21 protein-coding genes are annotated in these 23,406 nt (G+C 31.0%); 17 read left to right on the forward strand and 4 right to left on the reverse strand.

Features of this window, described 5'->3' with window-relative positions; translation table 11 throughout:
- Nucleotide 1: 1 nt before the first annotated feature.
- Nucleotides 2-1,219 carry a M16 family metallopeptidase gene (locus tag PMT9312_RS03870; protein ID WP_011376308.1) on the reverse strand — a complete coding sequence of 406 codons (1,218 nt, stop codon included), beginning with the start codon at nt 1,217-1,219 and terminating at the stop codon, nt 2-4.
- Nucleotides 1,213-2,478 (reverse strand): M16 family metallopeptidase, encoded by a 1,266-nt coding sequence (locus tag PMT9312_RS03875; RefSeq protein WP_011376309.1) that lies wholly within the window; start codon nt 2,476-2,478, stop codon nt 1,213-1,215. The genes PMT9312_RS03870 and PMT9312_RS03875 overlap by 7 nt, the downstream gene beginning before the upstream one ends.
- A gap of 41 nt (nt 2,479-2,519) precedes the next feature.
- Between PMT9312_RS03875 and PMT9312_RS03880 the strand changes: the two genes are divergently transcribed.
- From PMT9312_RS03880 to PMT9312_RS03925, 11 genes are all read left to right on the forward strand, one after another.
- Nucleotides 2,520-3,245: a phycocyanobilin:ferredoxin oxidoreductase gene (locus PMT9312_RS03880; RefSeq protein WP_011376310.1), complete on the forward strand. Its 726-nt coding sequence runs from the start codon at nt 2,520-2,522 to the stop codon at nt 3,243-3,245.
- On the forward strand, nt 3,245-4,159 hold the full coding sequence (locus PMT9312_RS03885; RefSeq protein ID WP_011376311.1) for an HlyD family efflux transporter periplasmic adaptor subunit: 915 nt from the start codon (nt 3,245-3,247) through the stop codon (nt 4,157-4,159). The genes PMT9312_RS03880 and PMT9312_RS03885 overlap by 1 nt, the downstream gene beginning before the upstream one ends.
- A complete protein-coding gene (gene devC / locus PMT9312_RS03890) occupies nt 4,159-5,331 on the forward strand; it encodes an ABC transporter permease DevC (RefSeq protein ID WP_011376312.1) in 1,173 nt (390 codons plus the stop codon). Before PMT9312_RS03885 ends, devC begins: the two co-directional genes overlap by 1 nt.
- A 6-nt stretch (nt 5,332-5,337) precedes the next feature.
- A complete protein-coding gene (locus PMT9312_RS03895; RefSeq protein WP_011376313.1) occupies nt 5,338-6,066 on the forward strand; it encodes a DevA family ABC transporter ATP-binding protein in 729 nt (242 codons plus the stop codon).
- A gap of 18 nt (nt 6,067-6,084) precedes the next feature.
- A complete protein-coding gene (locus PMT9312_RS09575) occupies nt 6,085-6,234 on the forward strand; it encodes a hypothetical protein (protein WP_011376314.1) in 150 nt (49 codons plus the stop codon).
- Nucleotides 6,235-6,297: 63 nt separating this feature from the next.
- A complete protein-coding gene (locus PMT9312_RS03900) occupies nt 6,298-7,209 on the forward strand; it encodes a glycosyltransferase family 2 protein (RefSeq protein WP_011376315.1) in 912 nt (303 codons plus the stop codon).
- Between the two features lie 127 nt (nt 7,210-7,336).
- A complete protein-coding gene (gene rpsB / locus PMT9312_RS03905; RefSeq protein ID WP_011376316.1) occupies nt 7,337-8,038 on the forward strand; it encodes a 30S ribosomal protein S2 in 702 nt (233 codons plus the stop codon).
- 44 nt (nt 8,039-8,082) lie between these two features.
- On the forward strand, nt 8,083-8,739 hold the full coding sequence (gene tsf / locus PMT9312_RS03910) for a translation elongation factor Ts (protein ID WP_011376317.1): 657 nt from the start codon (nt 8,083-8,085) through the stop codon (nt 8,737-8,739).
- Between the two features lie 4 nt (nt 8,740-8,743).
- Nucleotides 8,744-9,820, forward strand: a complete 1,077-nt coding sequence (locus PMT9312_RS03915) for a hypothetical protein (RefSeq protein WP_011376318.1) — start codon at nt 8,744-8,746, stop codon at nt 9,818-9,820.
- A 22-nt stretch (nt 9,821-9,842) separates the two neighbouring features.
- A complete protein-coding gene (gene recG / locus PMT9312_RS03920; RefSeq protein WP_011376319.1) occupies nt 9,843-12,299 on the forward strand; it encodes an ATP-dependent DNA helicase RecG in 2,457 nt (818 codons plus the stop codon).
- 57 nt (nt 12,300-12,356) lie between these two features.
- The gene (locus PMT9312_RS03925; RefSeq protein ID WP_011376320.1) at nt 12,357-13,040 is read left to right on the forward strand and encodes a M15 family metallopeptidase; all 684 of its coding nucleotides are present in this window, start codon (nt 12,357-12,359) and stop codon (nt 13,038-13,040) included.
- A 3-nt stretch (nt 13,041-13,043) separates the two neighbouring features.
- Here PMT9312_RS03925 and PMT9312_RS03930 read toward each other — a convergent pair whose 3' ends face one another.
- Entirely contained in the window at nt 13,044-14,831 is a 1,788-nt protein-coding gene (locus PMT9312_RS03930; protein ID WP_011376321.1) for an NADPH-dependent assimilatory sulfite reductase hemoprotein subunit, read from the reverse strand.
- A gap of 87 nt (nt 14,832-14,918) precedes the next feature.
- Here PMT9312_RS03930 and glyS point away from each other — a divergent pair, with 87 nt between their 5' ends.
- Nucleotides 14,919-17,081 carry a glycine--tRNA ligase subunit beta gene (gene glyS, locus PMT9312_RS03935; RefSeq protein WP_011376322.1) on the forward strand — a complete coding sequence of 721 codons (2,163 nt, stop codon included), beginning with the start codon at nt 14,919-14,921 and terminating at the stop codon, nt 17,079-17,081.
- On the opposite strand, the gene chlP is transcribed toward glyS, so the two are convergent.
- Nucleotides 17,062-18,402, reverse strand: coding sequence for a geranylgeranyl reductase (chlP, locus tag PMT9312_RS03940; protein WP_011376323.1), 1,341 nt, complete (start codon nt 18,400-18,402; stop codon nt 17,062-17,064). The genes glyS and chlP overlap by 20 nt on opposite strands.
- Nucleotides 18,403-18,516: 114 nt before the next feature.
- Here chlP and PMT9312_RS03945 point away from each other — a divergent pair, with 114 nt between their 5' ends.
- From PMT9312_RS03945 to ccsB, 5 genes are all read left to right on the forward strand, one after another.
- Nucleotides 18,517-19,230, forward strand: a complete 714-nt coding sequence (locus PMT9312_RS03945) for a M15 family metallopeptidase (RefSeq protein WP_011376324.1) — start codon at nt 18,517-18,519, stop codon at nt 19,228-19,230.
- A gap of 128 nt (nt 19,231-19,358) precedes the next feature.
- Nucleotides 19,359-21,155: a translational GTPase TypA gene (typA, locus tag PMT9312_RS03950; protein WP_011376325.1), complete on the forward strand. Its 1,797-nt coding sequence runs from the start codon at nt 19,359-19,361 to the stop codon at nt 21,153-21,155.
- Between the two features lie 11 nt (nt 21,156-21,166).
- Nucleotides 21,167-21,535 (forward strand): DUF309 domain-containing protein, encoded by a 369-nt coding sequence (locus PMT9312_RS03955; RefSeq protein WP_011376326.1) that lies wholly within the window; start codon nt 21,167-21,169, stop codon nt 21,533-21,535.
- Between the two features lie 84 nt (nt 21,536-21,619).
- On the forward strand, nt 21,620-22,348 hold the full coding sequence (gene lptB, locus PMT9312_RS03960; protein WP_193741854.1) for an LPS export ABC transporter ATP-binding protein: 729 nt from the start codon (nt 21,620-21,622) through the stop codon (nt 22,346-22,348).
- Nucleotides 22,349-22,462: 114 nt separating this feature from the next.
- Nucleotides 22,463-23,392 carry a c-type cytochrome biogenesis protein CcsB gene (gene ccsB, locus PMT9312_RS03965; protein ID WP_011376328.1) on the forward strand — a complete coding sequence of 310 codons (930 nt, stop codon included), beginning with the start codon at nt 22,463-22,465 and terminating at the stop codon, nt 23,390-23,392.
- Nucleotides 23,393-23,406: the final 14 nt, after the last annotated feature.

Consider the following 23,406-nt stretch of genomic DNA (forward strand, 5'->3'; position numbering starts at 1 on the left):
ACTAAAAGTTTTTGATCCAACTAGTTTTAATTTCTAAACAAATTTTTTTATTCCCAGATAGACTTAAGAAAGGTTTCGAAAAATATTTATTAGTCAATTTAATAATATCTAATGAAGATATTTCGTCTATTTTTGAATTTAAATCAATTTCTGAAATAGGTGAAATTCCATAACTAATTAACTGAATCTTTCTTTGTAAAATTTCATCTAGAGATTGATTTCCCAAAAGAAAAGAACCTTTTAATTTTTCTTTAGCTAAAAATATTTCATCATCAATCAACCGGTCTAAAAGTAAATTTTTCCATAGTGATGATAAAAGTTCAAAAGCAAAAACGGCATTTTTATTTGATACTGATAAGTAAATTAAAAATGGTGCATTGCCATTCCTAACAGGATAATAAACACCTAGATCATAAGTGATTCCATTTTTTTCTCTAAAAAGTTTAAATAAAGCAGCGCTCATTCCATAAGATAAATATGATTCCAAAACTTTAAGTGGCAAGTATTCATTACTTCTACGCGAACAAGTTTGGTTCCCTATCATTATGATTGTTTGATTTGAATCATTATTTTTGTAATCAAATCTATTTATAGGATTTACATCGTAATTTAAATGTACTGATTTTTCTTTTAGAATTTTTTTTTCTAATGTTGGTAAGTTTTCTCCAATTATTTCTGAATTATTTGAAATTAAATATTTTTCTCTACTTTTGAAATTTTTAAACTCAAATAGAACATCTTTATAGGTAATTTTTGAGATATCATTTGCATTGCCAATTGTATTGAAGGCGTAAGGATGACTTTTGTAAACTAGTTTTCTCCATTTTTCAAAACAAATATTGAATGGATTCTCTTTATCTTTTTTAATGAGATCAATAGAGGACTTTTTTACTTTTTGAAATTCAATTTCTGAGAGAATTGGCTTATTAATAATTAAATCTAATAAAGGAAATAATTTACTGAAATGTTCATTTAGGGATTTAATGCTTATTGAAATTCCATCTTCAAATACTTCTTGACTTAATTCTGCTCCATAGGATTCAATATACTCAGATAGAAAGTAATTATCAAAACCTTCACATCCGCGGGTAAGTAATGAACAAAGGATCTTGTTAATACCTTTTTTGCTAACACTATCCATATCACTACCCCCTTTAATCCAAATTGAAGCAGTAGAAAAATTTCTTTGTTTATGATTTAAAAAATATCTTTTTAACATTTACTAGGGGATACTATTAAGGTGAATTTATCTCCATGAATATAATTTATGATCTCTTTAAAATTCCCCAAATCCTTCCAATACTTTAAATGACCTTTTAAATTATTGATCGAAGATTTTCTCCCCCAAAGAAGTTCATTCCCAAAGAATGCAGAAAGCTGTGAAGATGTCTCTAGATTAAAAACATAATTGCTTTTGACTATATTTATGGCTTTTTTTATTTCATCCAAAGTCAAAGCTTTAGAATCTGAGATTTCATCTATTATTTTAAGAATCTCGTTTTCTACTAAATAAATATCTTTGGGTTCACAAGTTGCTTCCAAGATAAATAATCCACCTAATTCACCAGCATTTACATCTACATATACTGATTCAACAAGATTATTGTCCTCTTTTAAAAATTTTACTAACCTGCTGTTTCTTCCTACAGAGAGTACTGATGCTAATATCTCTAATCCAATAATCGTTTTTTGATCATTGAGGTTTGGGATAAACCATGCCATAAATATTCTTGAAAACTCTAAATTATCAAAATTAATTAACTCTCTACCATTCCTAATTTTTAAAAAAGGTTTATTTTCAAGATTTAGTAAATTTGGATCTTTATTCTTTGGATTTTTCTTTATCCCAGATAGATCACTGTTTTCAAAAATTTTATATATTTCTCCAGAGAGATTCCCGGCAATTGCCATGCAAATTTTTTCGGATGTATAATGTTTTCTATGAAATTTTTCAAGGTCATTTATCTCCAATTTTCTAATACTATTTTCAGTTCCGAGAATAGAATTGGCATAATCAGAACTTATCCAAACCCTTTTCAAAAAGTAATTAAATAATTTTTCTTCGGGCTGATCATTCTGTTGTTTGATTTCATCAATGACCACCCCTTTTTCTTTTATAAACTCATCAGGATTAAAATTTGGAGAAACGACAATATTTGTCAAAAGAGCAAGTGATTCTCTAAAGTTATTTGGTGGAATGAGGACATGGTAATGTACATCATCATAACCTGTTGAGGCATTGCTTAATCCGCCAAGTGATTCAATTTTATGATCAAATTCACCTGGCATTATGTTGTTAGATCCTTTAAAAATCATATGCTCTAGAAAATGAGCAGTGCCATTTTTATCAACTTCCTCAAATGAAGAACCTGCTTTGCACCAAATATCAATGCTTACAAGCGGTAATTCTTTATTATCCACAAATACACATCTAGTTTTGCTTGAATGGGTATAGTAGTTAACCTCTCCTACATTCATTTAAATTCTCTCTTTAAACTCTATTTTGGTACTTTTTACTCTTGTTGTCTGAATCTTTAACTAAAACTAAATTAACAGACCCTCTAATTTTGGAATTGTTGCAAAATATTAGAGAGCATAGATCTATGCTTGAGGACCTTAAGAGTATTAAAGTTGATCCAGAACTTTCTAATATAATATCCAACGAAATAGGCAGAGAACTTTATATAGAAAACGAATTTCATAAAGCAAGAGGATTTAGAAAACTGCATATTGAAGTTGCAGAATTTTCAAAGAATCTTAAAATTTTGCATTGCGTTTTTTTCCCTGATCCAAAGTTTGATATCCCAATTTTCGGAATGGATTTAGTAAAAATAAATGATATCGTTTCGGCTGCCATTGTTGATTTATCGCCGGCATCTCAAAATCAAGGTGTGAAATATGAAAAATTTCTTTCTAAAGTTGATAAAAGTTCCTTCACCTCATTGAGAGAGATTCCTAAATGGGGTGAGATTTTTTCTGAAAATGTATTTTTTGCTTCTTTAAAAAGTAAATCTGAGGAAAATGATTTTTGCAAAGTTGTGGATGAATACCTCTCTATTTTGATCAAATTAAGTAAAGAAGCTAAACCAGAGTTTAAGGAGGAAATTATTAAAGAGAGAAAAAATTATCAAAAGAATTATTGCGTGCAACAAATGAAAAATGAAAAGACTAGTATGGTTCTTTTAAAATATTTTGATGAAAAATGGGTCAATAATTATATAAAAACAGTACTCTTTGATTTTTAATGAAATTAAAAACATTTAAAAATTTTTTTATTTATTTTTTGTTATTCACACCATTATCTCTTGGAGTTATTTCCTGCTCTAGCAATAATAAATCTAATTCCAAATTAAAAGAGGAAATAACTGCAGAATTTATACAACCTATTACAGCTGTTGCAGCATTAGGTCAACTTTCTCCTTCGGGAGAGATTAGACAATTAGCAGCTCCGATAAGTCAGTTTGGCTCGTCCCCTCGAATAATTGAAATCTTAGTAAAAGAGGGAGATTTTGTAAAAAAAGGTGATATACTCGCTATTTTTGAAAACAGAGAAAAGTTAATTTCTGATCTTGAAAGGAATAAAAATCTGATTAATACTGTTAACGACGAAATTGTCTTAAAGAAAGATCAAATTCAAAGGTATGAGTTGGCTTTGAGCAAAGATGCATATTCTTTTGTACAGTTGTCGCAGAGAAAAGATGAATTATTAAAGTTGCAAAAACAAAAAATAAATTTAATCGGAGATAAAAAAAATATCAAGATAGATTTGTTTAATTCAAAACTAAGGAGCCCAATTGATGGATTTATACTTGGTATAAATACCAGAGTTGGTGAGAGACCTAAAAATGAAGGGATCTTAGATATTGGTTCTAGTCAAAAGATGGAAGCTTTAATAGAGGTTTATGAATCTGATATCGATAGAGTCTTTATCTCTCAGAATGTTGAATTGAGTAGTGAGAATGGAGGCTTCCAAAAGAATCTTAAAGGTAAGGTAATTAGGATAAGCCCTCAGGTAAAACAAAGAAAAGTTTTATCTACCGATCCAACAGGAGATGCTGATTCGCGAATTATCGAGGTACTCGTCAAACTAGATCAAGATTCTATAGATATTGTGCAAAATTATGCAGGAATGAAAGTGATTGCAAAATTTATTCCCTAATGAGTTTTTCTATTTTTAAATATAGAAAAATTCCATTAGCTTGGTTGTTATTAACTAGGCAACCATTAAGGTTGGTAGTTGCTATTGCAGGAATAAGTTTTGCAGGAATTTTGATGTTTATGCAATTAGGTTTCAGAGATGGCTTATTTGATACGAGCGTAACTATTCATAAACTTTTAGATGCTGATTTAGTTTTAATAAGTCCCAGATCAAAAAGTTCTATAAGTATGAGTGGCTTCCCAAAAAGAAGGTTGATTCAAACTCTTGCTGTAGAAGATGTTGAAAAAACTGCTCCTGTAAATCTAAATTATTTACTTTGGAGAAATCCTGAAAATCTAAAAACTAGATCGATACTCGCATTAGGTTTCAATCCCACTGATTCACTTCTTTTAGATGATGGATTCTCAAGGAAAGCTTATAAATTGAGAAATCCATCGAGAGTTCTTTTTGACAAACTTTCTAGACCTGAATTTGGACCAATTGAAGAATGGTTTTTATCAGATCAAAAAGTTGAAACTGAAGTTGCAGGGAAAAGAGTAATTGTTGAAGGTCTTGTGGAGTTGGGACCATCTTTCGGTGCAGACGGTAATTTGATAACTAGCCGAGAAACATTTTTAAGACTTTTTCCTGCAAATCCTCCTGGAAGTATAGAAATTGGTTTAGTAAAGCTTAAAAAAGGTTCTGATCCTAAATTGATTTCAAAAATTCTAAACAACTCACTACCTAATGATGTTAAAGTTCTGACAAAAAATGAATTTATAGAATTTGAGAAGAATTATTGGAAAAATAGTACTGCAATAGGTTTTATATTTAGTTTGGGAGCTTTGATGGGTTTCGTTGTAGGATGCGTTGTTGTTTATCAAATCCTTTATAGTGACGTTACAGACCACCTCCCAGAGTACGCCACTTTATTGGCTATGGGGTATAGACTTAAGTCTCTCTTCTTTGTAGTAGCTAGAGAGGGTTTTTTGTTGGCATTGTTTGGTTATTTACCAGCTTATTTCTCTGGTAAAATCCTTTACTTAGTTATAAGGAACTCCACTAAACTGCCAATAATAATGGATGCAGATAAAACGATTTTAATTTTTGTATTAGTTTTAGTTATGTGTATGGGGTCTGCTGGTATTGCTATGCGTAAATTAGTTGATGCCGATCCTGCCGAAATTTTCTAATATTAAATGTCTAAAGCTAATAAATTAAAAAAAAATATAGACAACTTAAAAACAGTTTCAATAAATAATTTGAGTCACTTTTATGGGAAAAATGAAAATAAAAAACAAGTTCTTAATGATGTTAATTTAAATATTGATAAAGGAGAGTTAGTCCTTTTAAAAGGACCTTCCGGATGTGGTAAAACGACTCTCTTAACCTTAATTGGTGCTTTAAGAACCTGTCAAAGTGGGGATTTAACTGTATTAAATAATCAGTTAAATGGAGCATCAAGAAAGACCTGTGAGATTCTCAGAAGAAGTATTGGCATGATTTTTCAAGGTCATAATCTGCTGAGATGTTTAACAGCTGAACAAAATGTTCAAATGGGTGCCGATTTAATAAAAGGTTTAACATATTTGCAAAGACGTGAAATAGCACGAAATTGGTTGTCAGCAGTAGGATTAGAAGATCATCATAAAAAGTTTCCCAATGACTTATCAGGTGGTCAGAAACAGAGAGTAGCAATTGCCCGAGCTTTATCTGCTAACCCAAAACTTTTACTAGCTGATGAGCCGACTTCTGCTTTAGATAGCGTCACAGGAAGGGAAATAGTAACCCTATTAAGAAAATTAGCGAAAGAGCAAAATTGTTCTGTACTTATGGTGACTCACGATCCAAGAATTTCTGATATGGCGGATAGGATATTAAATATGGAAGATGGTAAAATATTTAGTGCTCATAGTGAGCTAATATAGTTAAAAGTTAAAAATTTCATGTCAAAGAGAAGGAATCTTAAAAAAGAAAAGCAGGAACGTAACCGTGCATATGCTAGAAAGTTCAAAAAAAGGAAATTAAGAACTGACGGAAGACCTGATGGTGGAAACGTTACAGGTACAGCAAATAATGGTGGGGCAGCTGATTAGGAAACATCTCTTATTTTTATTTTCTTGGGTTCCTTAATTAAAATGTATATTTGAAGAGTGATTATGAATGTAAGTATTGTTATACCGACTTACAATAGAAAACCTATACTAGAGAAATGTCTTGTTGCACTTGAGAATCAGAAATTAAATGCAAATATTAGTAATTATGAAATTATAGTAGTTGATGATGGATCTACTGACGGAACAAGCTCTTGGATAAATAACAATAAAGCTTATCTCCCACACGTGGTTCTATTTCAACAAGAACATGGTGGACCAGCACTTGGAAGAAATCTTGGCATAATTAAATCGAAATATGAAATTATTATATTTATTGATAGTGATCTTATTGTTTTAGAAAATTTTATAACTTGTCATGTAAATAAATTACTTGTCTCTTGGAGAAAAAATAATAAAAAATGTTTTACCTATGGCTCGGTGGTCAATACATCTAATTTTCTAAATCCTCAGAGTGAAAAATATAAAATAATGGATACTTCTTTTGCTTACTTCGCAACTGGGAATGTTGCGATATCAAAAGAATTGATTTTAAGCGTTGGCTTATTTGATACTTCTTTTAGTCTTTACGGTTGGGAAGATTTAGAACTAGGAGAAAGATTAAAAAAAATAGGAACAAAGTTAATTAAATGTCCAAATGCTGTAGGTTTTCATTGGCACCCACCATTTAATTGCGAACAAATAGAATCATTAATAGCTCAGGAAAAAGAAAGGGCAAAAATGGCTTTAGTCTTTTATAAAAAACATCCAAATTTAAGGGTTAGATTTATGATTCAATTAACTCCCCTTCATAATTTACTTTGGCAGATTCTTTGCTTGGGAGGACTAATCAATGTTGATAGAATCCTTCCTTTATTAAGATTTCTTGTAAATGTAAGAAGAAATAGACTCGCACTTGAGATACTTAGGATCCCTCTAAATATGATTTATATAAAACAGTTAACTAAATCAAAATAAAAAACTTTTAGAAATACACATCACTTGCTACAATTATTAAAATTAAAACCACACATCTGATAGTTTCGGGTGATTTATTAATATAAATTCCCAGTCAGATGGAGGCTAACCCGAAACCTTTTAAATTATGGCTGTTGTATCACTATCTGAAATGATGGAAGCTGGTGCTCATTTTGGGCATCAAACTAGACGTTGGAATCCCAAAATGTCTAAGTACATATATTGTGCGAGAAATGGAGTACATATTATTGATCTTGTGAAAACAGCATTATGTATGAACAATGCATATAAATGGACAAGGAACGCAGCGAAAGGTGGTAAACGTTTTCTATTTGTTGGGACAAAAAAACAAGCATCAGATGTGGTTGCCCAGGAAGCTACTCGATGCGGTGCTGCATATGTAAATCAGAGATGGCTTGGAGGTATGTTGACTAATTGGACAACTATGAAAGCTAGGATTGAAAGATTGAAGGATCTAGAAAGAATGGAAAGTAGTGGTTCAATAGCAATGAGGCCTAAAAAAGAAGCTGCAGTTTTAAGGAGAGAACTTGAAAGATTACAAAAATACTTGGGTGGACTAAAGGGCATGAGAAGATTGCCAGATGTTGTGGTTTTGGTGGATCAGAGAAGAGAAACTAATGCAGTTCTAGAAGCTAGAAAATTAGATATTTCACTAGTCTCAATGTTGGATACAAACTGTGATCCAGATTTGTGTGAAGTTCCCATTCCATGTAACGATGATGCAGTTAGATCTGTTCAACTTATTTTAGGAAGGCTTGCAGATGCTATTAATGAAGGCAGGAAGGCTTCTAATAACGAAAAAAATTAAATTCTAATTTAAAACTTACTAATTACTCTTTTTTTATTACTTCAATGGGAAACATTACAGCAAAACTTGTAAAAGATCTTAGAGATAAGACTGGCGCAGGAATGATGGATTGCAAGAAAGCACTTAACGAAACTGACGGAAATGTAGATAAAGCTTTGGAATGGTTAAGAAAGAAAGGCATAGCTAGTGCAGAAAAGAAATCAGGAAGAATAGCAGCTGAAGGATCTATTGGTAGTTATATTCACACAGGATCAAGAGTCGGAGTTCTGCTAGAGTTAAATTGTGAAACTGATTTTGTTGCTAGAGGTGATATATTTCAATCTCTATTAAAGGATGTTTCAATGCAAGTAGCAGCCTGCCCGAATGTCGAGTATGTATCAATTGATGAAATTCCAGAAGATGTTGTTGAGAAAGAAAAGCAGATTGAAATGGGTAGAGATGATTTGTCAGGGAAACCAGAACAAATTAAAGAAAAAATAGTTGAAGGGAGAATAGCGAAAAGACTTAATGAGTTGGTTTTGCTTTCACAACCTTATATCAAAGATAGTTCACTTACTGTTGAGGATCTTGTTAAACAAGCAGCCGCAAAAATTGGAGAAAATATCAAAGTAAGACGCTTTACAAGATATACATTGGGTGAAGGTATAGAAAAAAATCAGATGGACTTTGCTGAAGAAGTAGCATCAATGAAATCAAACTAGTTACTTGAATAATTTAACAAATTGCGTAGAAAAAAATAAAATTACTTCTCAATTAGAGAGAGCAGATAGAAAAAAAAGCAAATTAGTTTGCTATATCTACAGGGAATATGAACTTTATCTTAAGCTTGTAAGAAATCTACTATACAGTTCTGTAGAAAAAGGTATTAACGAATTATATAGTTATTCATCAATTAAACATAATATCTTAAATGCAAATGAACTTGTTTGTCTTTTTGAAGAAAAAATCAGTAAACTCATTTATACGAAATTACCCTTAATAACAATAGAACAATTAAAAATAAATAAAATTGAAAGAAACATAAATAAAGAAATTAATTTTAATAGTTTGGAAAGGCTCCCCAAAACAAATTATGACCAAAAGGAAAAATTACAATATGAAGATGGTTTTCAATTCGAAGAACCTATGCAGTTCGAGATTAGTGAAGATATTTCTAATACTTCTGAATATTATCAAGTTGAAAATCATGAGAAATACGAATCAATTGATTTAGATCAGACTGAACATATTAATTATTTATCTAATAATAATATTTTTGAAAATATAGGATTAGAAAAAAAATTTATTTCCTCCCTACTCGAATTAATAGAAGAAGTTAAGGGTGAAAACCCAAGACATTGTGAAAACTACCATATCAATCAAATGGATATTTATCCCAAACACCAGAGTCTTAAAAACTTCGATTTAATTGACAAGTCATTGGGAAATTTACTATTGAATCTTTCATACAAGATTAATCTAGAGTTATTTAAGGCCAATTTAATAAAAAAGATTATATCTCAAGATTCCTTTGAGTACTTAGTAGGCAAAAGATTGATGATAAAAAATCCACACCCTTTTGTTATTAATTTCGAATTCAATATAAATCAGTCATCATTAAAAGGCGAGAATCTTCCAAATATTATTTTCTTTAATATATCTACTGTAGAGTTGGAATTTAAAAATTTAAATCTTTCTATCCAAAGGAATAAAATAAATGAGCTAAAAAATCAATTACAGCGTTTGATTAAAAAAGAGACATACTGGAGGCAAAAAGAAATAACTTTGAATAAGATACGTTGAAAAAATAACTCTTTTTTCAGATGTGACTAGTAGCGGGAATAATATTAAATTAATTAAGGATTGGATAAGACCTCTTCAGAAGTCTCTTACTATTGAAACGGAAGGTAAATATATCAATATTTTAGGAAGAAAAAAATATTTTAATGATTATTTGTATGAATCGTTGACAAGACTAGATAATCTAAATCTCTCAGAAGAATATTTGAGAATATTTAATGAATTTTCTAAAAAATATAATGAATATAATCAATTAGATATTAATCAAAGGAAAAGACTAATTATAGATACAAGAAAAAGTCTTTATAAACTTGGTAAAAGTCTAGAAATAGAAAGTTCTAATAATATTTCTAATACGGTTATTTTGAAAAAAACCGATTCAAGTTTGTCTCTTGATTCAGATATTTCATTAATAAAAAGTGTTGGCAAAGTTTATAAAAATAAGCTTAATGAATTAGGTATTTTTCATATAAAAGATCTAATTAATTATTTCCCTCGAACATATTTAGACTATACGAATAGAGTCAAAATTATAAATTTAAAACCAGATAATTTATATACTTGCATAGTAAATATTAAAAGATTTTATATTCATAAGAGTACAAAGAATAGTAATTTATCAATAATGAACTTTGTGGTTTCTGATGAAACGTCTTCAATAAAAGTTACAAAATTTCTTTTAGGAAGAAGATTTAGATCTTATTCCTTCTTCTCATCTCAAAAATCTTTGTATACTACTGGGACTAAATTGGCAATTTCCGGTAAGGTTAAATTAACAGAATATGGCAAAACTTTTGTAGATCCGCAGATAGAAATTCTTAAGGATAATAATGATAATTTTAATTTCTCAGGAAAAATATTACCCTTATATTCATTAGCTGAAGCGTTATCAAATATTAGTTTTATAAAACTCATGAAAAGTGTACTAATCTATGCAAAGCAATATCCAGAAATTTTAAACCAAAAGCAACTTGATTCATTATCTTTATTATCTAAGGGTGAATCTTTGATTAATATTCATTTACCGCCAACTCAACAGGCACTTATTGAGTCAAAAAAACGTTTGGTTTTTGATGAGTTGTTCCTATTGCAAATAAAGTTCTTACTTAGAAAAAGACAGACGAATAAACATGTAATTGCCAAACAATTGCCTCAAAAGAAATCTTTACTAAAAGATTTTTTAAATAATTTCCCTTTTGAATTAACAAAATCTCAGGTCAATGTTTTAAATGAAATTAAGAAAGATTTATCTAATCCCGTACCAATGTCTAGATTACTTCAGGGAGATGTGGGAAGCGGTAAAACTATAATTGCAATAGCATCTCTTTTAATTGTCATTGAAAAAAACCTGCAAGGTGCTTTTATGGTTCCAACAGAGGTATTAGCAGAACAACATTATAAAAATTTATTAAAATATTTGAACCCACTTTTAGTCTCTGTTGAACTTCTTACTGGGAATACTCCTCAAAAAAGGAGAAAGGAAATTCTCTCGAATTTGAAGAATGGATTAGTTGATATATTAGTAGGTACTCATGCATTATTTGAAGATAAAGTCATCTTTAATTCATTAGCGATGGTAGTAATTGATGAACAGCATAGGTTTGGAGTTACTCAAAGAAATAGATTACTTAATAAAGGAGAAAATACTAACTTGTTATCAATGACAGCAACCCCAATTCCAAGAACTCTTGCATTATCCATTTATGGTGATTTAGATGTTAGTCAAATTACAGAACTTCCTCCTGGGAGAGTTCCTATAACTACAAAAATAATTTCAGAAGATGATTTAACTAACTTGTTTAAGATTGTTGAGGATGAGATCAATAAGGGAAGGCAAGCTTATGTGATTTTGCCATTAATAGAAGATTCAGAAAAAATGAATTTAAGTTCTGCAAGGAAAACATTTAAACATTTATCAGAAGAGGTTTTCTTTAATAATAGAGTTGGTTTATTGCATGGCAAATTAAATTCACAAGAAAAGAATGAAGTGATAAATTCTTTTTTAAAAAATGAAATAAATATATTGGTTTCAACTACTGTGATTGAGGTTGGAATTGATGTGCCTAATGCCACAATTATGATTATTTATAATTCTGAAAGATTTGGATTGTCTCAGCTACATCAATTAAGGGGGAGAGTTGGTAGGGGATCAACTAAATCTTTTTGTTATCTGGTAACTTCCGACAAAAATGGATTAGAAAACAAGCGATTATGTGTTTTGCAAAAATCTAATGATGGCTTTTATATTGCCGAAAAAGATTTGGAGCTTAGAGGCCCAGGCCAGATTTTAGGATACAAACAATCTGGATTGCCTGATTTTGTCTTGGACAATTTACCAAACAATAAATTTCTTATTGAAAAAGCTCGTGAAGAGGCTATTAAGGTTGTTAGTAATGATCCTGATTTAAATGAAAATATTGTTTTAAGAAATATACTAATTGATAATTCTGATAATAAATTCATTCATGATTTCTTGAATTGAATACTATCATTGTAATTTCTTATATATATGCCAATATAAATCAATTGCAAATTTCAATTGAAAATTTGGAATAAAATACCAATTAAAGATAATGGAGATAAATTAATAGCTATACCTAGCTACTTAAAATTTTTAGATCCACACCCTTACTTTAATTTAGGAGCACCTTACAAAGATAAAACATCTATTTGGAAATTAAGAGAGGAGGTTGTAAATAGATTAGTAAAAGTAAATGATTATTTGATATCAAAGAATAGAGTTTATATTTTAATTTATGACAGTTGGCGACCTTTAGAAGTCCAAGAATTCATGTTTAAAAGAGCATTTTTATTAGAGTGTAAAAATTCGGATATTGAGGCTTCCTTACAAAATATGAAATCTTATCCATCTATTTTAAAAAGAGTTGAAAAATTTTGGGCATATCCTTCTTATGACTCTAGGTTCCCTCCACCTCATTCAACTGGTGGAGCATTGGATGTTTGTTTATCTGATGAAGACGGAAATCTTGTAGAAATGGGAAGCAAAGTTGATCAAATGGATGAGACTTCAAAGCCTGATTTTTATGAAAACATAAAGAATGAAGATGCAATTATTTGGAATAGTAGAAGAAATTTATTAAGGGAAATTATGACTAAATTTGGATTTGCTCAACATCCTAATGAATGGTGGCATTTTAGTTATGGTGATCAATTATGGGCTTGGAAAAATAAAAAAGCAAATGCCCTTTATGGAAAAATATAAATTCTAATGAATTTCATTTATTAAATTCAAAATAGAACTTTCTTCTTGCTTATTTATAAAATCTCCGAAATCCAAATCCGAACTACTTTTCCAATGATCAAATAATGGTTGAAGAGTTTTTTCTAAATCATTTAATTCCATTCTTTGTAAGAATGGTTTTGCCAGCCTCTGTAGATTTTTACTTCCCCCCAACCATAATTGGTATTTGTTTTGCCCACTACCTACAAGTGCTAATTCTGCCATGTAAGGCCTTGTACATCCATTCGGGCAGCCTGTCATCCTAAATAATATCGTCTTCTCTATTTTTAGATCTAAGAGTAATTTCTCAATCCTTTTAAGTACATCAGGTAAGATTCTTTCTGCCTCAGTCATTGCAAGACCACAAAGTGGTAAAGCTGGACATGCTAACGCATGTCTTTGTATTTCATTAATGTCTTCTAAATTATCGTATCCAATTTTTGAAAGAGCTTTTTTAATTTCACTTTTGTTTTTATTAGCGATATTGCAAAGTAATATATCTTGATTAGGCGTAAGTCTTAAATCAAGATTATATTTTTTTACAATACTAGTAATTGTATTCTTCTTTTCTCCGGATAATCTCCCTGATAATAAAGGTAAACCTACGAAATAAGAGGTCTTATTTTGTTTATGCCAACCTAGATAGTCAATAAGAACTTGATTTGGTTCTTTTCTGATTTTTTTAATTTCTTTTTTGAAATACTTTCCTAGAAGTAACTTTTTGAACCATTTAATACCTTTTCTGTGAATAAGGTATTTCATTCTTGAATTTTTTCTTGACTTTCTATCACCATAATCTCTTTGAATAGCAACAATACATTGTATTAATTCATAAATATCTTGTTCTTCAACATATCCAAGCGGATCTGCAATTCTGGCGAAAGTTTCTTCATTATTATGTGTGCGTCCCATACCTCCTCCGACATAGAAGTTGCACCCCTCTAATTTCCCTTCTTCTGAAGTAAAAGCAACTATTCCAATGTCATTAGTAAGAAGATCAACAGAATTATCTCCGGGAACTGTAACAGCGCATTTGAATTTTCTCGGTAAATAAGTGGAACCATAGAGAGGCTCATCTTTAATTCCACTAAAAACATTGTCTTTAAATTGAAGCCTCCTTATTGCTTCAATATCTTTGTCGGGCTTTATGGTATATTCTAAATCCCCGTCAGCCCAAAGCTCCAAAAAAGTACCTTGTCCAGCTAATGGGGTGAGAAGGTCCGCAACTTTTTTAGCTAATGCTCTTGCAATATTGTATTCCGGTGAATCAATTGGTGCTGCTGGGGCCATTACGTTTCTATTTATGTCTCCACATGCAGCTAATGTTGAGCCCATTGAATTTACAATTGTTTGAATAACTTCTTTTAGATTCTCCTTTCTAATTCCATGCATTTGAAAGGCTTGCCTTGTAGTTGCCCGAAGTGATCCATTGCCTAGTTTGTCAGATAATTCATTTAACGCTAAAAATAATTTCCCTGGAATTTCCCCTCCTGGACTTCTTAACCTAAGCATCATTTGCCAATCTTTACTTTTTCCTGGTTTTCTATTCTCCCTATTATCTTGTTGATAGCTACCATGAAATTTCAATAACTGAACTGCATCATTAGTAAAATGGTCACTTTCATTGACTAATTCCGTGGCAAGTGGTTCCTTGAGAAATTGACTGCTTTTTTTAAAATTTTCAAATTTAGAGACTTCTAATCCATTTGCCAAACAAACAGTTTCTTCTTTGGCAGAGTCTTTTTTCTTTTTTACTTTCTCAACCTTGATCAAAGGACCAAAACATATCTCTTTTTATACATTAGCGGAAAGCTTATTTAACTGGTAGTAAATTATAGTAATAGAAGTTATATTTTTTTCTTGTCTAAATATTTACTTGAGATAGGAACAGAGGAGTTGCCCGCAAAATTTTCTCATTCTGTTCTAGAGCAATTTAAATCTCTAATAGAATTTGAATTGGATAAAAAGTTAATCAAATTCAATAATATTGTTGTTACCTCTACGCCCAGGAGAATAGTTCTACTTCTTGAAGGTTTAGTCGATTATGGAGAAGATAAGACGATAGTTAGAAAAGGACCTAAGGCAAATTCAGCTTTTTTAAATGGATCTCCTACTAATGCTGCTTTAGGATTCGCTAATAGTTTAGGTATAGATGTAGATGATCTAGAAATAAAAAATACGGAAAAGGGTGAATTTGTTTTTGGAAAAAAAATTGAGAAGGGACAATCAACAAGAATTTCTTTGTCTTCAATTATTCCTAAAGTAGTGAAGAGTCTCCAAGGCACTCGATTTATGAAATGGGGGGCTGGGAACATTAAGTTTTCAAGACCTATTAGGTGGATTACCTCTATCTATAATGATGATATTCTTGATTTCGCATTTAATGAATGTGATCCAAATATTCAAATAAGTAATAAATCAAAAAGTCATAGACTAATCAATGAAGTTTTTGAAGTTCAGAATCCTGATAATTTTTTTGAATTATTGAAACAAAATAGAGTATTAGTTAAGCGGCACGAGAGACAAGAACAAATTGAAACTCTAATACATCAGGCTTCTAAATTACTAAATCTGAAACCTGACCTTTCTAAAGAATTGCTTAATGAACTAACTGATTTAGTTGAATGGCCAGACTTAGTTATTGGTAAATTTAGTGAAGAATTTCTTGATCTTCCTGTTGAAGTTCTCTCAACAGTAATGAAAAGTCATCAGAGATATGTGCCTCTTTTGTTAAAAAATAATACTTTCTCAAAACTAGATTTAAGCTCTGAAAAAAACATTAGTACAAATTTTTTCGTTATTTCAAATGGTCTTGAAGAATCAAATAATAATATTGCCAAGGGTAATGAGAAAGTATTGAGAGCAAGGTTCTCAGATGCAAAGTTTTTTGTAGAAAGTGATAAAAAAGTTTCTTCAATTGAAAGAAATGAAAAACTTAAATCTGTTTCTTATTTGAAGGGATTGGGAAATATTTTCCAGAGAGTAGAGAGAATACAGGAAGTTACTAAAAAAATCCTTACATTTTTAAATGATAAGTCTTTAGAAGATAAAAAAATAATAGAAGCTGCCAGATATTGTAAAAATGACTTATGTAGCGAAATTGTTTTCGAATTCCCAGAGTTGCAAGGAATAATGGGTGGTAAATATCTCAAAAATGAAGGATTTAGTGAGGATGTTTGTTTAGCTGTAGCTGAACATTATTTACCTTCTTTTTATAAAGATGCTTTGCCATCTTCAAAATATGGTGCAATAGTTTCTATTGCAGATAAGGTTGAAACTTTAATAAGTATATTTATTTCCGGTAAGCGTCCAAGTGGATCATCTGATCCTTATGCTTTGAGAAGAAATTTAAATGGAGTGATTAAAATAATTTGGGATTATGAACTTGATTTACCTTTAGATAATTTATTCAAGGAACTTTTTGATTTTTGGAAAATCTCATTCCCTAATTTGGACTTCTCAAAAGATAAAGTTTTAAATGATTTAAATGAATTTTTAGTTCAAAGAATTGTTAGTCATCTCGAAGAAATATCGCTAAGTAAAGAATTAATAAAGGCTATTTGCTCTTCTGATGAACTTTATCAAAAAAGAATATTGAATATTGTTGATCTAAAAAATAGGATTAAATCTATTGTCAACTTTAAAGAGAAAGAAACTTTTGTTGAAATCCAGAAGGTCATTACTAGGGTTAGCAAATTAGCTAATAGCAGTAATCTTTCAACAGATGTTTTCTTAACAGGAGATTATGTAAACACAAAAATTTTTGAAAAAGAATGTGAATTGAAAGTTTTTGAATTTATTAGAGAATTAGAAAAACTCTTTTCAACTGGTTATTGCAATTATTTGAAACTTCTAAATTTGTTCGAGATTAATAAAAATACTATTGAGGATTTGTTTGATAATGAAAAGGGTGTTCTGGTAATGTCAGAAGATATAAAAATAAGAAATAATAGACTTAACTTATTGAGCCTAATTAGAAATTATTCTCTACTGATCGCTGACTTTACACTTTTGAACTCTTAACCTTAATACCACCTTTAATTGAATACTTTTTAAGCATTGTTTCAACTTCTTTCTCTTCTCTCACAGCACTATCAACAGGTTTGTACTTTAATGGAGCAAGTGCTTTTCCTCTTAAAATTGAACCAAGAGTAAGCAACGTAAGTTTAATTTGTTGTATTGGTTTCATCGCAACAACTTTTTTATATAAATAACTATCAAAAGTGAGTCTTTGAACATCCATATCATCACACATTTCTACAAAAGCTTCTCTAGCAGAATCGTTCCTATAAAAAATATTTTGTAGAATTTCTAGTACCTTATATGTCGCTCCATACTTTTTATCCCATTTTTTTAAGTAATTTTTTAAATCATTTTCTGAAGGTATAACTTCTCCATTTTTAGATGCTTCAACGATTTCTTCTGCACACATTCTACCGCTCTTTGCAGCAAAATATATTCCCTCTCCAGAACTCTTCGTAACATAACCAGCAGCATCTCCTACTAAAGCCATTCTCCCAACAACTCTTCTTGGCCTGGGATGCTCAGGAATAGGATGTGCTTCTACTTTGATAACCTCCCCATTTACAAGTCTTTTTTTTGCTCTATTCCTAACTCCTTCCTGTAGTCCCTTTATTAATAATTGATTCTTTTGCATTGTCCCTGTTCCTACGGCAACATGATCATATTTAGGAAATACCCACCCATAGAAATCAGGAGATACGTCAGTTCCTACATACATTTCAGCAAGATCTTCATAGTAACTCATTTCTTCTTTAGGTAACTTTATTCTCTCTTGAAATGCAATAGCTACTTTATAATCTCCTGCATCCATAGCTTTAGCGACTCTACTATTGGCTCCGTCTGCCCCAATTAAAAGGTCAACTGTAAGTTCTTTCAACTCTCCTTTTTTATCTCCAGAAGAATAATCAGAATATACAAGTTTATATGGACCTTGGTTATTATTCCCTGTATCAATCGAAGTAACTAATCCATTTATTAATGTAGCTCCTAGATCAGAAGCCCTGTTTCTCATGAAAGCATCCATTACTTCTCTTCTGCACATTCCTATAAATTCATTATCACTTTTGCCATAAACCTTATCCAAACTAATATCTACCTCTCTATTTGATGGAGATATCATTCTCATATGTCTTACTTTCCTGTCAATAATCGACTCAGGTAAATCAAATTCCTCTACCATGCAAAGAGGAATAGCTCCTCCACATGGTTTCGCATTATCTAATTTTCTCTCGAAGAGCCAAGTTTTTATTCCTGCTTTGGCAAGTATTTCTGCAGCACATGATCCACTTGGACCTCCTCCAATAACAGCTACCCTCAACATACGAAAAAAAAATAATACTGTATATAAAAGCTACATCTTTTTTGCTTATAAAAGTGCATTTCTTAAAATAATAGTTAATATCGAAATATGTTTTCCAAATTCACCCTCTAAATATTGGAACAAAAAAAGGATATAAATCAATTTGATATACCGCTTGCCAAAAGAACTTATTTAACTAATTCTAACTCAATATTATTAAAAAAAATATTAATATTTTCTCCATTTCTTTTAATTCTTTTATCTATCGCTGCATTACGATTGATTAGAAATATAGAATTAGGACCTCTTAGCAATCTTAATTTTCAGGCTGAGAGAAATCACGACCATAGAATTTTGGGGCATCTACCCTATTCTGAAATTCCTACGGAGAAACTAGTTTTAATTGAGCCCAATGTTGAAGTTCACATTGATATGCGTGATTCCTTATTAAAGATGAGAGAAGAAGCGAAAAAAGATGGGATATTTTTGGTCTTCTTAAGTGGTTTTAGATCAATAAATTTGCAAAACGATATCTTTTATTCTTTAAAGTCTATTAGAAATCAAGAAGCGGCAGAAAGAGCTAGAGTTTCAGCACCTCCAGGTTATTCTGAACATAGCACTGGTTTCGCAATTGATATTGGTGATGCTACTCAAAGAGAAACAGACTTTGAGACAGAATTCGAAAATACTGACGCCTTTAGATGGTTAAAAAAGAATGCAGCTAAGTTTCACTTTAGGTTATCATTTGACAAAAATAATAAATATATAGATTATGAACCCTGGCATTGGAGATATGAAGGCTCAATTGAAGCTTTAAAAGTTTTTGAAATTTCTAATAGAGGATTATAAATCTAATTGATTCAAAAAATATTCAATATGATTATGTTTTTCAAAGTCTTAAAGAGAAAATTCTCATAATAAGCATTCTTTGAGTTAGCCTTAATTAAGTCAATCTACTATTCATATAAATTTTATAAATGTCATCTTCGATAAAAGAAATTAGGAATGTTGCAATTATTGCCCACGTAGATCATGGAAAGACAACTCTTGTGGATGCATTATTATCTCAATCAGGAATATTTAGAGACAATGAAGTTATTCCTACATGTGTAATGGATTCGAATGATCTTGAAAGAGAAAGAGGAATAACAATACTCTCAAAAAATACTGCAGTTAATTATAAAGATACCAGAATTAATATTATAGATACTCCGGGACATGCTGATTTTGGAGGAGAAGTCGAGAGGGTTTTGGGAATGGTTGATGGTTGTTTGCTTATTGTTGATGCAAATGAGGGACCGATGCCACAAACCAGATTTGTTTTAAAAAAAGCATTAGAAAAAGGACTTAGGCCTATAGTTTTTGTAAATAAAATTGATAGACCAAGAGTAGTACCAGAAATAGCAATTGATAAGGTCCTTGATTTGTTTTTAGAATTAGGAGCAGATGATGATCAATGTGATTTTCCTTATCTTTTTGGTAGCGGCCTATCTGGTTTTGCAAAAGAAGAGATGGAATCTAATAGTGACAATATGATGCCTCTTTTTGAAGCTATAATCAGACATGTTCCACCTCCAGTAGGTGACTCAAATAAGCCTCTTCAACTACAAATAACTACTTTGGATTATTCTGATTTCTTAGGCAGAATTGTAATTGGAAAAATTCATAATGGAACTATAAGAAATGGTCAACAAGCTAGCTTAATTAAAGAAAATGGAAAAACTATTAAAGGCAAGGTTAGTAAACTACTAGGCTTCGAGGGATTACAAAGAATTGATATAAATGAAGCATTCGCAGGCGATATTGTTGCTGTTTCTGGTTTCGATGACGTCAATATTGGTGAGACCATAGCATGTCCCGATTCTCCTCATCCTCTTCCATTAATCAAAGTTGATGAACCTACCTTAAATATGACTTTTGTTGTCAATGATTCCCCATTTGCGGGTAAGGAAGGGAAATTTGTTACTAGTAGACAATTAAAAAATAGATTGGAGAGGGAACTTCTAACAAATGTTGCCCTAAGGGTCGAAGAAACTGATTCGCCTGACAGGTTCTCAGTTTCAGGAAGAGGAGAATTACATTTAGGGATTTTGATTGAAACTATGAGAAGAGAGGGTTTTGAGTTTCAAATCTCACAACCTCAAGTAATTTTTAGAGAAATTGATAATGTTGAATGTGAGCCTATAGAGACTTTGGTTTTAGATGTGCCTGAAGTCTCTGTTGGTTCATGTATAGAGAAACTTGGATCTAGAAAGGCAGAGATGAAAAACATGCAGACAAGTTCAGATGGAAGAACTCAATTAGAATTTCTTGTGCCATCAAGAGGATTAATTGGATTTCGTGGTGAATTTGTTCGGATGACGAGAGGTGAAGGTATCATGAGTCACTCTTTTTATGAATATAAACCTAAAACAGGAGATTTTGAAACTAGGAGAAATGGAGTTCTTATAGCTTTTGAGGAAGGTGTGGCAACATTTTATGCTCTAAAGAATGCAGAAGATAGGGGCGTTTATTTTATTAAACCAGGAGTTAAAGTTTATAAGGGAATGATCATTGGAGAGAATAATCGACCTCAGGATCTTGAGTTAAATATATGTAAAACTAAGCAGTTGACTAATATGAGGTCTGCAGGTGCAGAAGAACTTGATACTTTGCAGTCACCTGTTGATATTACTCTTGAAAGAGCACTTGAATATATTGGCCCAGATGAAATGCTGGAGGTAACACCCGAATCAATAAGAATGAGAAAAATAAATAAGAAGAAAAAATATTAATAATTAATTTTATGAATGAAGAAAGTACAAAAAGTTTTAAAGATTCCCTTTTTAATGCTTTAAATCTTTTTAATAATCATGAATGGTATGAGGCTCATGATGCTTTTGAAGAGATTTGGAATTCTGTTGATGGTGACGAAAGACAAGTTATCCAGGGAATCTTACAAGTATCTGTCTCGCAGTTTCACTTAAGTAAGGGTAATTTAAATGGAGCAACCATTTTGCTGGGCGAGGGTTTAGGTAGAATAAAAACTAGAACCCAGATTAATTTAGGTATTGATCTAGAATCCTTCTGCCTATGTTTAGAAGATTTATTAAGGAAATTGCAATACAAAGAGATATTAAATGAGAATGATAAGCCTTTTTTGAAAGTTCTTTGAAGAATATGAATATATCTTTCTCTTTAATTAATCTATTATTAATTTTTTTCAAGAAAATAAGATAACTTATCGATCTCAATGAAGATGAACTTAGAAATTCAAAATGTATCCCTTTCAATTAAGGGAAGATTAATTGTAAAGGATGTTTCCATAACTGTAAATCCAGGAGAGGTTGTAGGTTTGATGGGACCTAATGGTGCAGGGAAAACTACCACTTTTAATCTTGCAGTTGGGAATATAAAACCTGATAAAGGTAGAGTTTTAATGAATGGTAAAAATATAACTAATCTTCCACTCTCAAATAGATCAAGACTTGGGTTGGGTTATTTAACTCAGGAGGCGAGTATATTTAGAGACCTAACTGTTAAAGATAATATAGATTTGGCTTTGCAGAATTCATCTTATAGTAAAGCGGCAATTAGAAATAGAAGAGAACAATTAATTAATGAATTTAATTTGAATAACTTTGTAGATAATTATGGTTATCAACTTTCAGGAGGAGAAAGAAGGAGGTGTGAGATAGCGAGAGCTCTCACTGTAGGAAGAAAAGGGCCTAAGTATTTATTACTCGACGAACCCTTCGCTGGAATCGATCCTCTGGCTGTTAATGATTTAAAGAAACTAATTCTTAAATTAAGTTCTAATGGGGTAGGGATTCTTATTACAGACCATAATGTGAGGGAAACCCTTTTAATTACAAACAAGTCATATGTATTAAGTGAAGGAAAAATTTTAGCTTACGGATCATCAAGTGAATTAGCATATAATCCAATAGTCAAGAAGTATTATCTAGGGGAAAATTTCAAACTCTGATATCCTTTTTCAAAAAAAATTTAAAACTTTATTATTAAAAAGTTACTCATATAAGGATGATTTAAATTATTATTTGGGTGTCATTGATTATTAAAACTGGATAAATTTCTAGAAATGATACTAGATAACCTTTTTAAAAATTTAATATATGACCCAGTTTCAGCGTTAGGTATTTTAGTCTTTTATATTTTATTAGTTAATTTACCAATATCTTTAGGTGCAGTTTTCAAAAAGAAGTCTTTTTTTATTGTAAAACTACTTACGATTTTAGTGAATTTATTAATAACATTACAATTACTTTTTAGGTGGTCAATTTCTGGACATTTCCCAGTTAGCAACTTGTATGAATCTCTTTATTTCCTTGCTTGGGGAATCTCAATGGGGCAACTATATATTGAGAGGGAATACTCATCTCCAATAATTCCGTCAATAGCAATACCCATTGAGTTGCTGACCGTGGCCTTTGCTTGTTTTGTATTGCCTGACGATTTGAAATTATCATCTAACTTGGTCCCAGCTTTAAGATCTAGTTGGCTAGTAATGCATGTTAGTGTCGTAATGCTTAGTTATGCGGCACTAATAATAGGGTCTCTACTGTCAGCTTCTGTTTTGTTTATTAATAGGAATAAACCGCTTCAAATTAGAAGTAGTTCTACAGGTATAGGAGGGTTCAAATTTTTTAATAACAATTATTTAAATGATTTAGCTGACCCTGTTGAATTTTCTCATTCAGAAGAATTAGATACATTAAGTTATCGTTCTATATTAATAGGTTTTGTACTTTTAACTCTCGGTTTAATTTCAGGCGCGGTTTGGGCTAATGAGGCATGGGGAACATGGTGGAGTTGGGATCCAAAGGAAACATGGGCATTTATCACATGGTTATTTTATGCAGCATATTTGCATATGAGAATAAGTAAGGGTTGGCAAGGAAGAAGACCAGCTTTATTAGCAACTTCAGGTTTCTTAGTTGTTATAGTATGTTATTTAGGTGTTAATTTTTTAGGAATAGGTTTACATAGTTATGGATGGATATTTGGATGATTAGCTAATCTCCC

Origin of the sequence: Prochlorococcus marinus str. MIT 9312 (genome assembly GCF_000012645.1) — a bacterium.
GTDB classification, from domain to species: domain Bacteria; phylum Cyanobacteriota; class Cyanobacteriia; order PCC-6307; family Cyanobiaceae; genus Prochlorococcus_A; species Prochlorococcus_A marinus_L.

What these genes read in the sequence shown, in the direction of transcription:
- PMT9312_RS03870 (WP_011376308.1), bottom strand. Translation starts at nt 1,219, where the DNA reads ATGTTAAAAAGATATTTTTTAAATCATAAACAAAGAAATTTTTCTACT.
- PMT9312_RS03875 (WP_011376309.1), bottom strand. Translation starts at nt 2,478, where the DNA reads ATGAATGTAGGAGAGGTTAACTACTATACCCATTCAAGCAAAACTAGA.
- PMT9312_RS03885 (WP_011376311.1), top strand. Translation starts at nt 3,245, where the DNA reads ATGAAATTAAAAACATTTAAAAATTTTTTTATTTATTTTTTGTTATTC.
- devC (WP_011376312.1), top strand. Translation starts at nt 4,159, where the DNA reads ATGAGTTTTTCTATTTTTAAATATAGAAAAATTCCATTAGCTTGGTTG.
- PMT9312_RS03895 (WP_011376313.1), top strand. Translation starts at nt 5,338, where the DNA reads ATGTCTAAAGCTAATAAATTAAAAAAAAATATAGACAACTTAAAAACA.
- PMT9312_RS09575 (WP_011376314.1), top strand. Translation starts at nt 6,085, where the DNA reads ATGTCAAAGAGAAGGAATCTTAAAAAAGAAAAGCAGGAACGTAACCGT.
- PMT9312_RS03900 (WP_011376315.1), top strand. Translation starts at nt 6,298, where the DNA reads ATGAATGTAAGTATTGTTATACCGACTTACAATAGAAAACCTATACTA.
- rpsB (WP_011376316.1), top strand. Translation starts at nt 7,337, where the DNA reads ATGGCTGTTGTATCACTATCTGAAATGATGGAAGCTGGTGCTCATTTT.
- tsf (WP_011376317.1), top strand. Translation starts at nt 8,083, where the DNA reads ATGGGAAACATTACAGCAAAACTTGTAAAAGATCTTAGAGATAAGACT.
- chlP (WP_011376323.1), bottom strand. Translation starts at nt 18,402, where the DNA reads ATGTTGAGGGTAGCTGTTATTGGAGGAGGTCCAAGTGGATCATGTGCT.
- typA (WP_011376325.1), top strand. Translation starts at nt 19,359, where the DNA reads ATGTCATCTTCGATAAAAGAAATTAGGAATGTTGCAATTATTGCCCAC.
- PMT9312_RS03955 (WP_011376326.1), top strand. Translation starts at nt 21,167, where the DNA reads ATGAATGAAGAAAGTACAAAAAGTTTTAAAGATTCCCTTTTTAATGCT.
- lptB (WP_193741854.1), top strand. Translation starts at nt 21,620, where the DNA reads ATGAACTTAGAAATTCAAAATGTATCCCTTTCAATTAAGGGAAGATTA.
- ccsB (WP_011376328.1), top strand. Translation starts at nt 22,463, where the DNA reads ATGATACTAGATAACCTTTTTAAAAATTTAATATATGACCCAGTTTCA.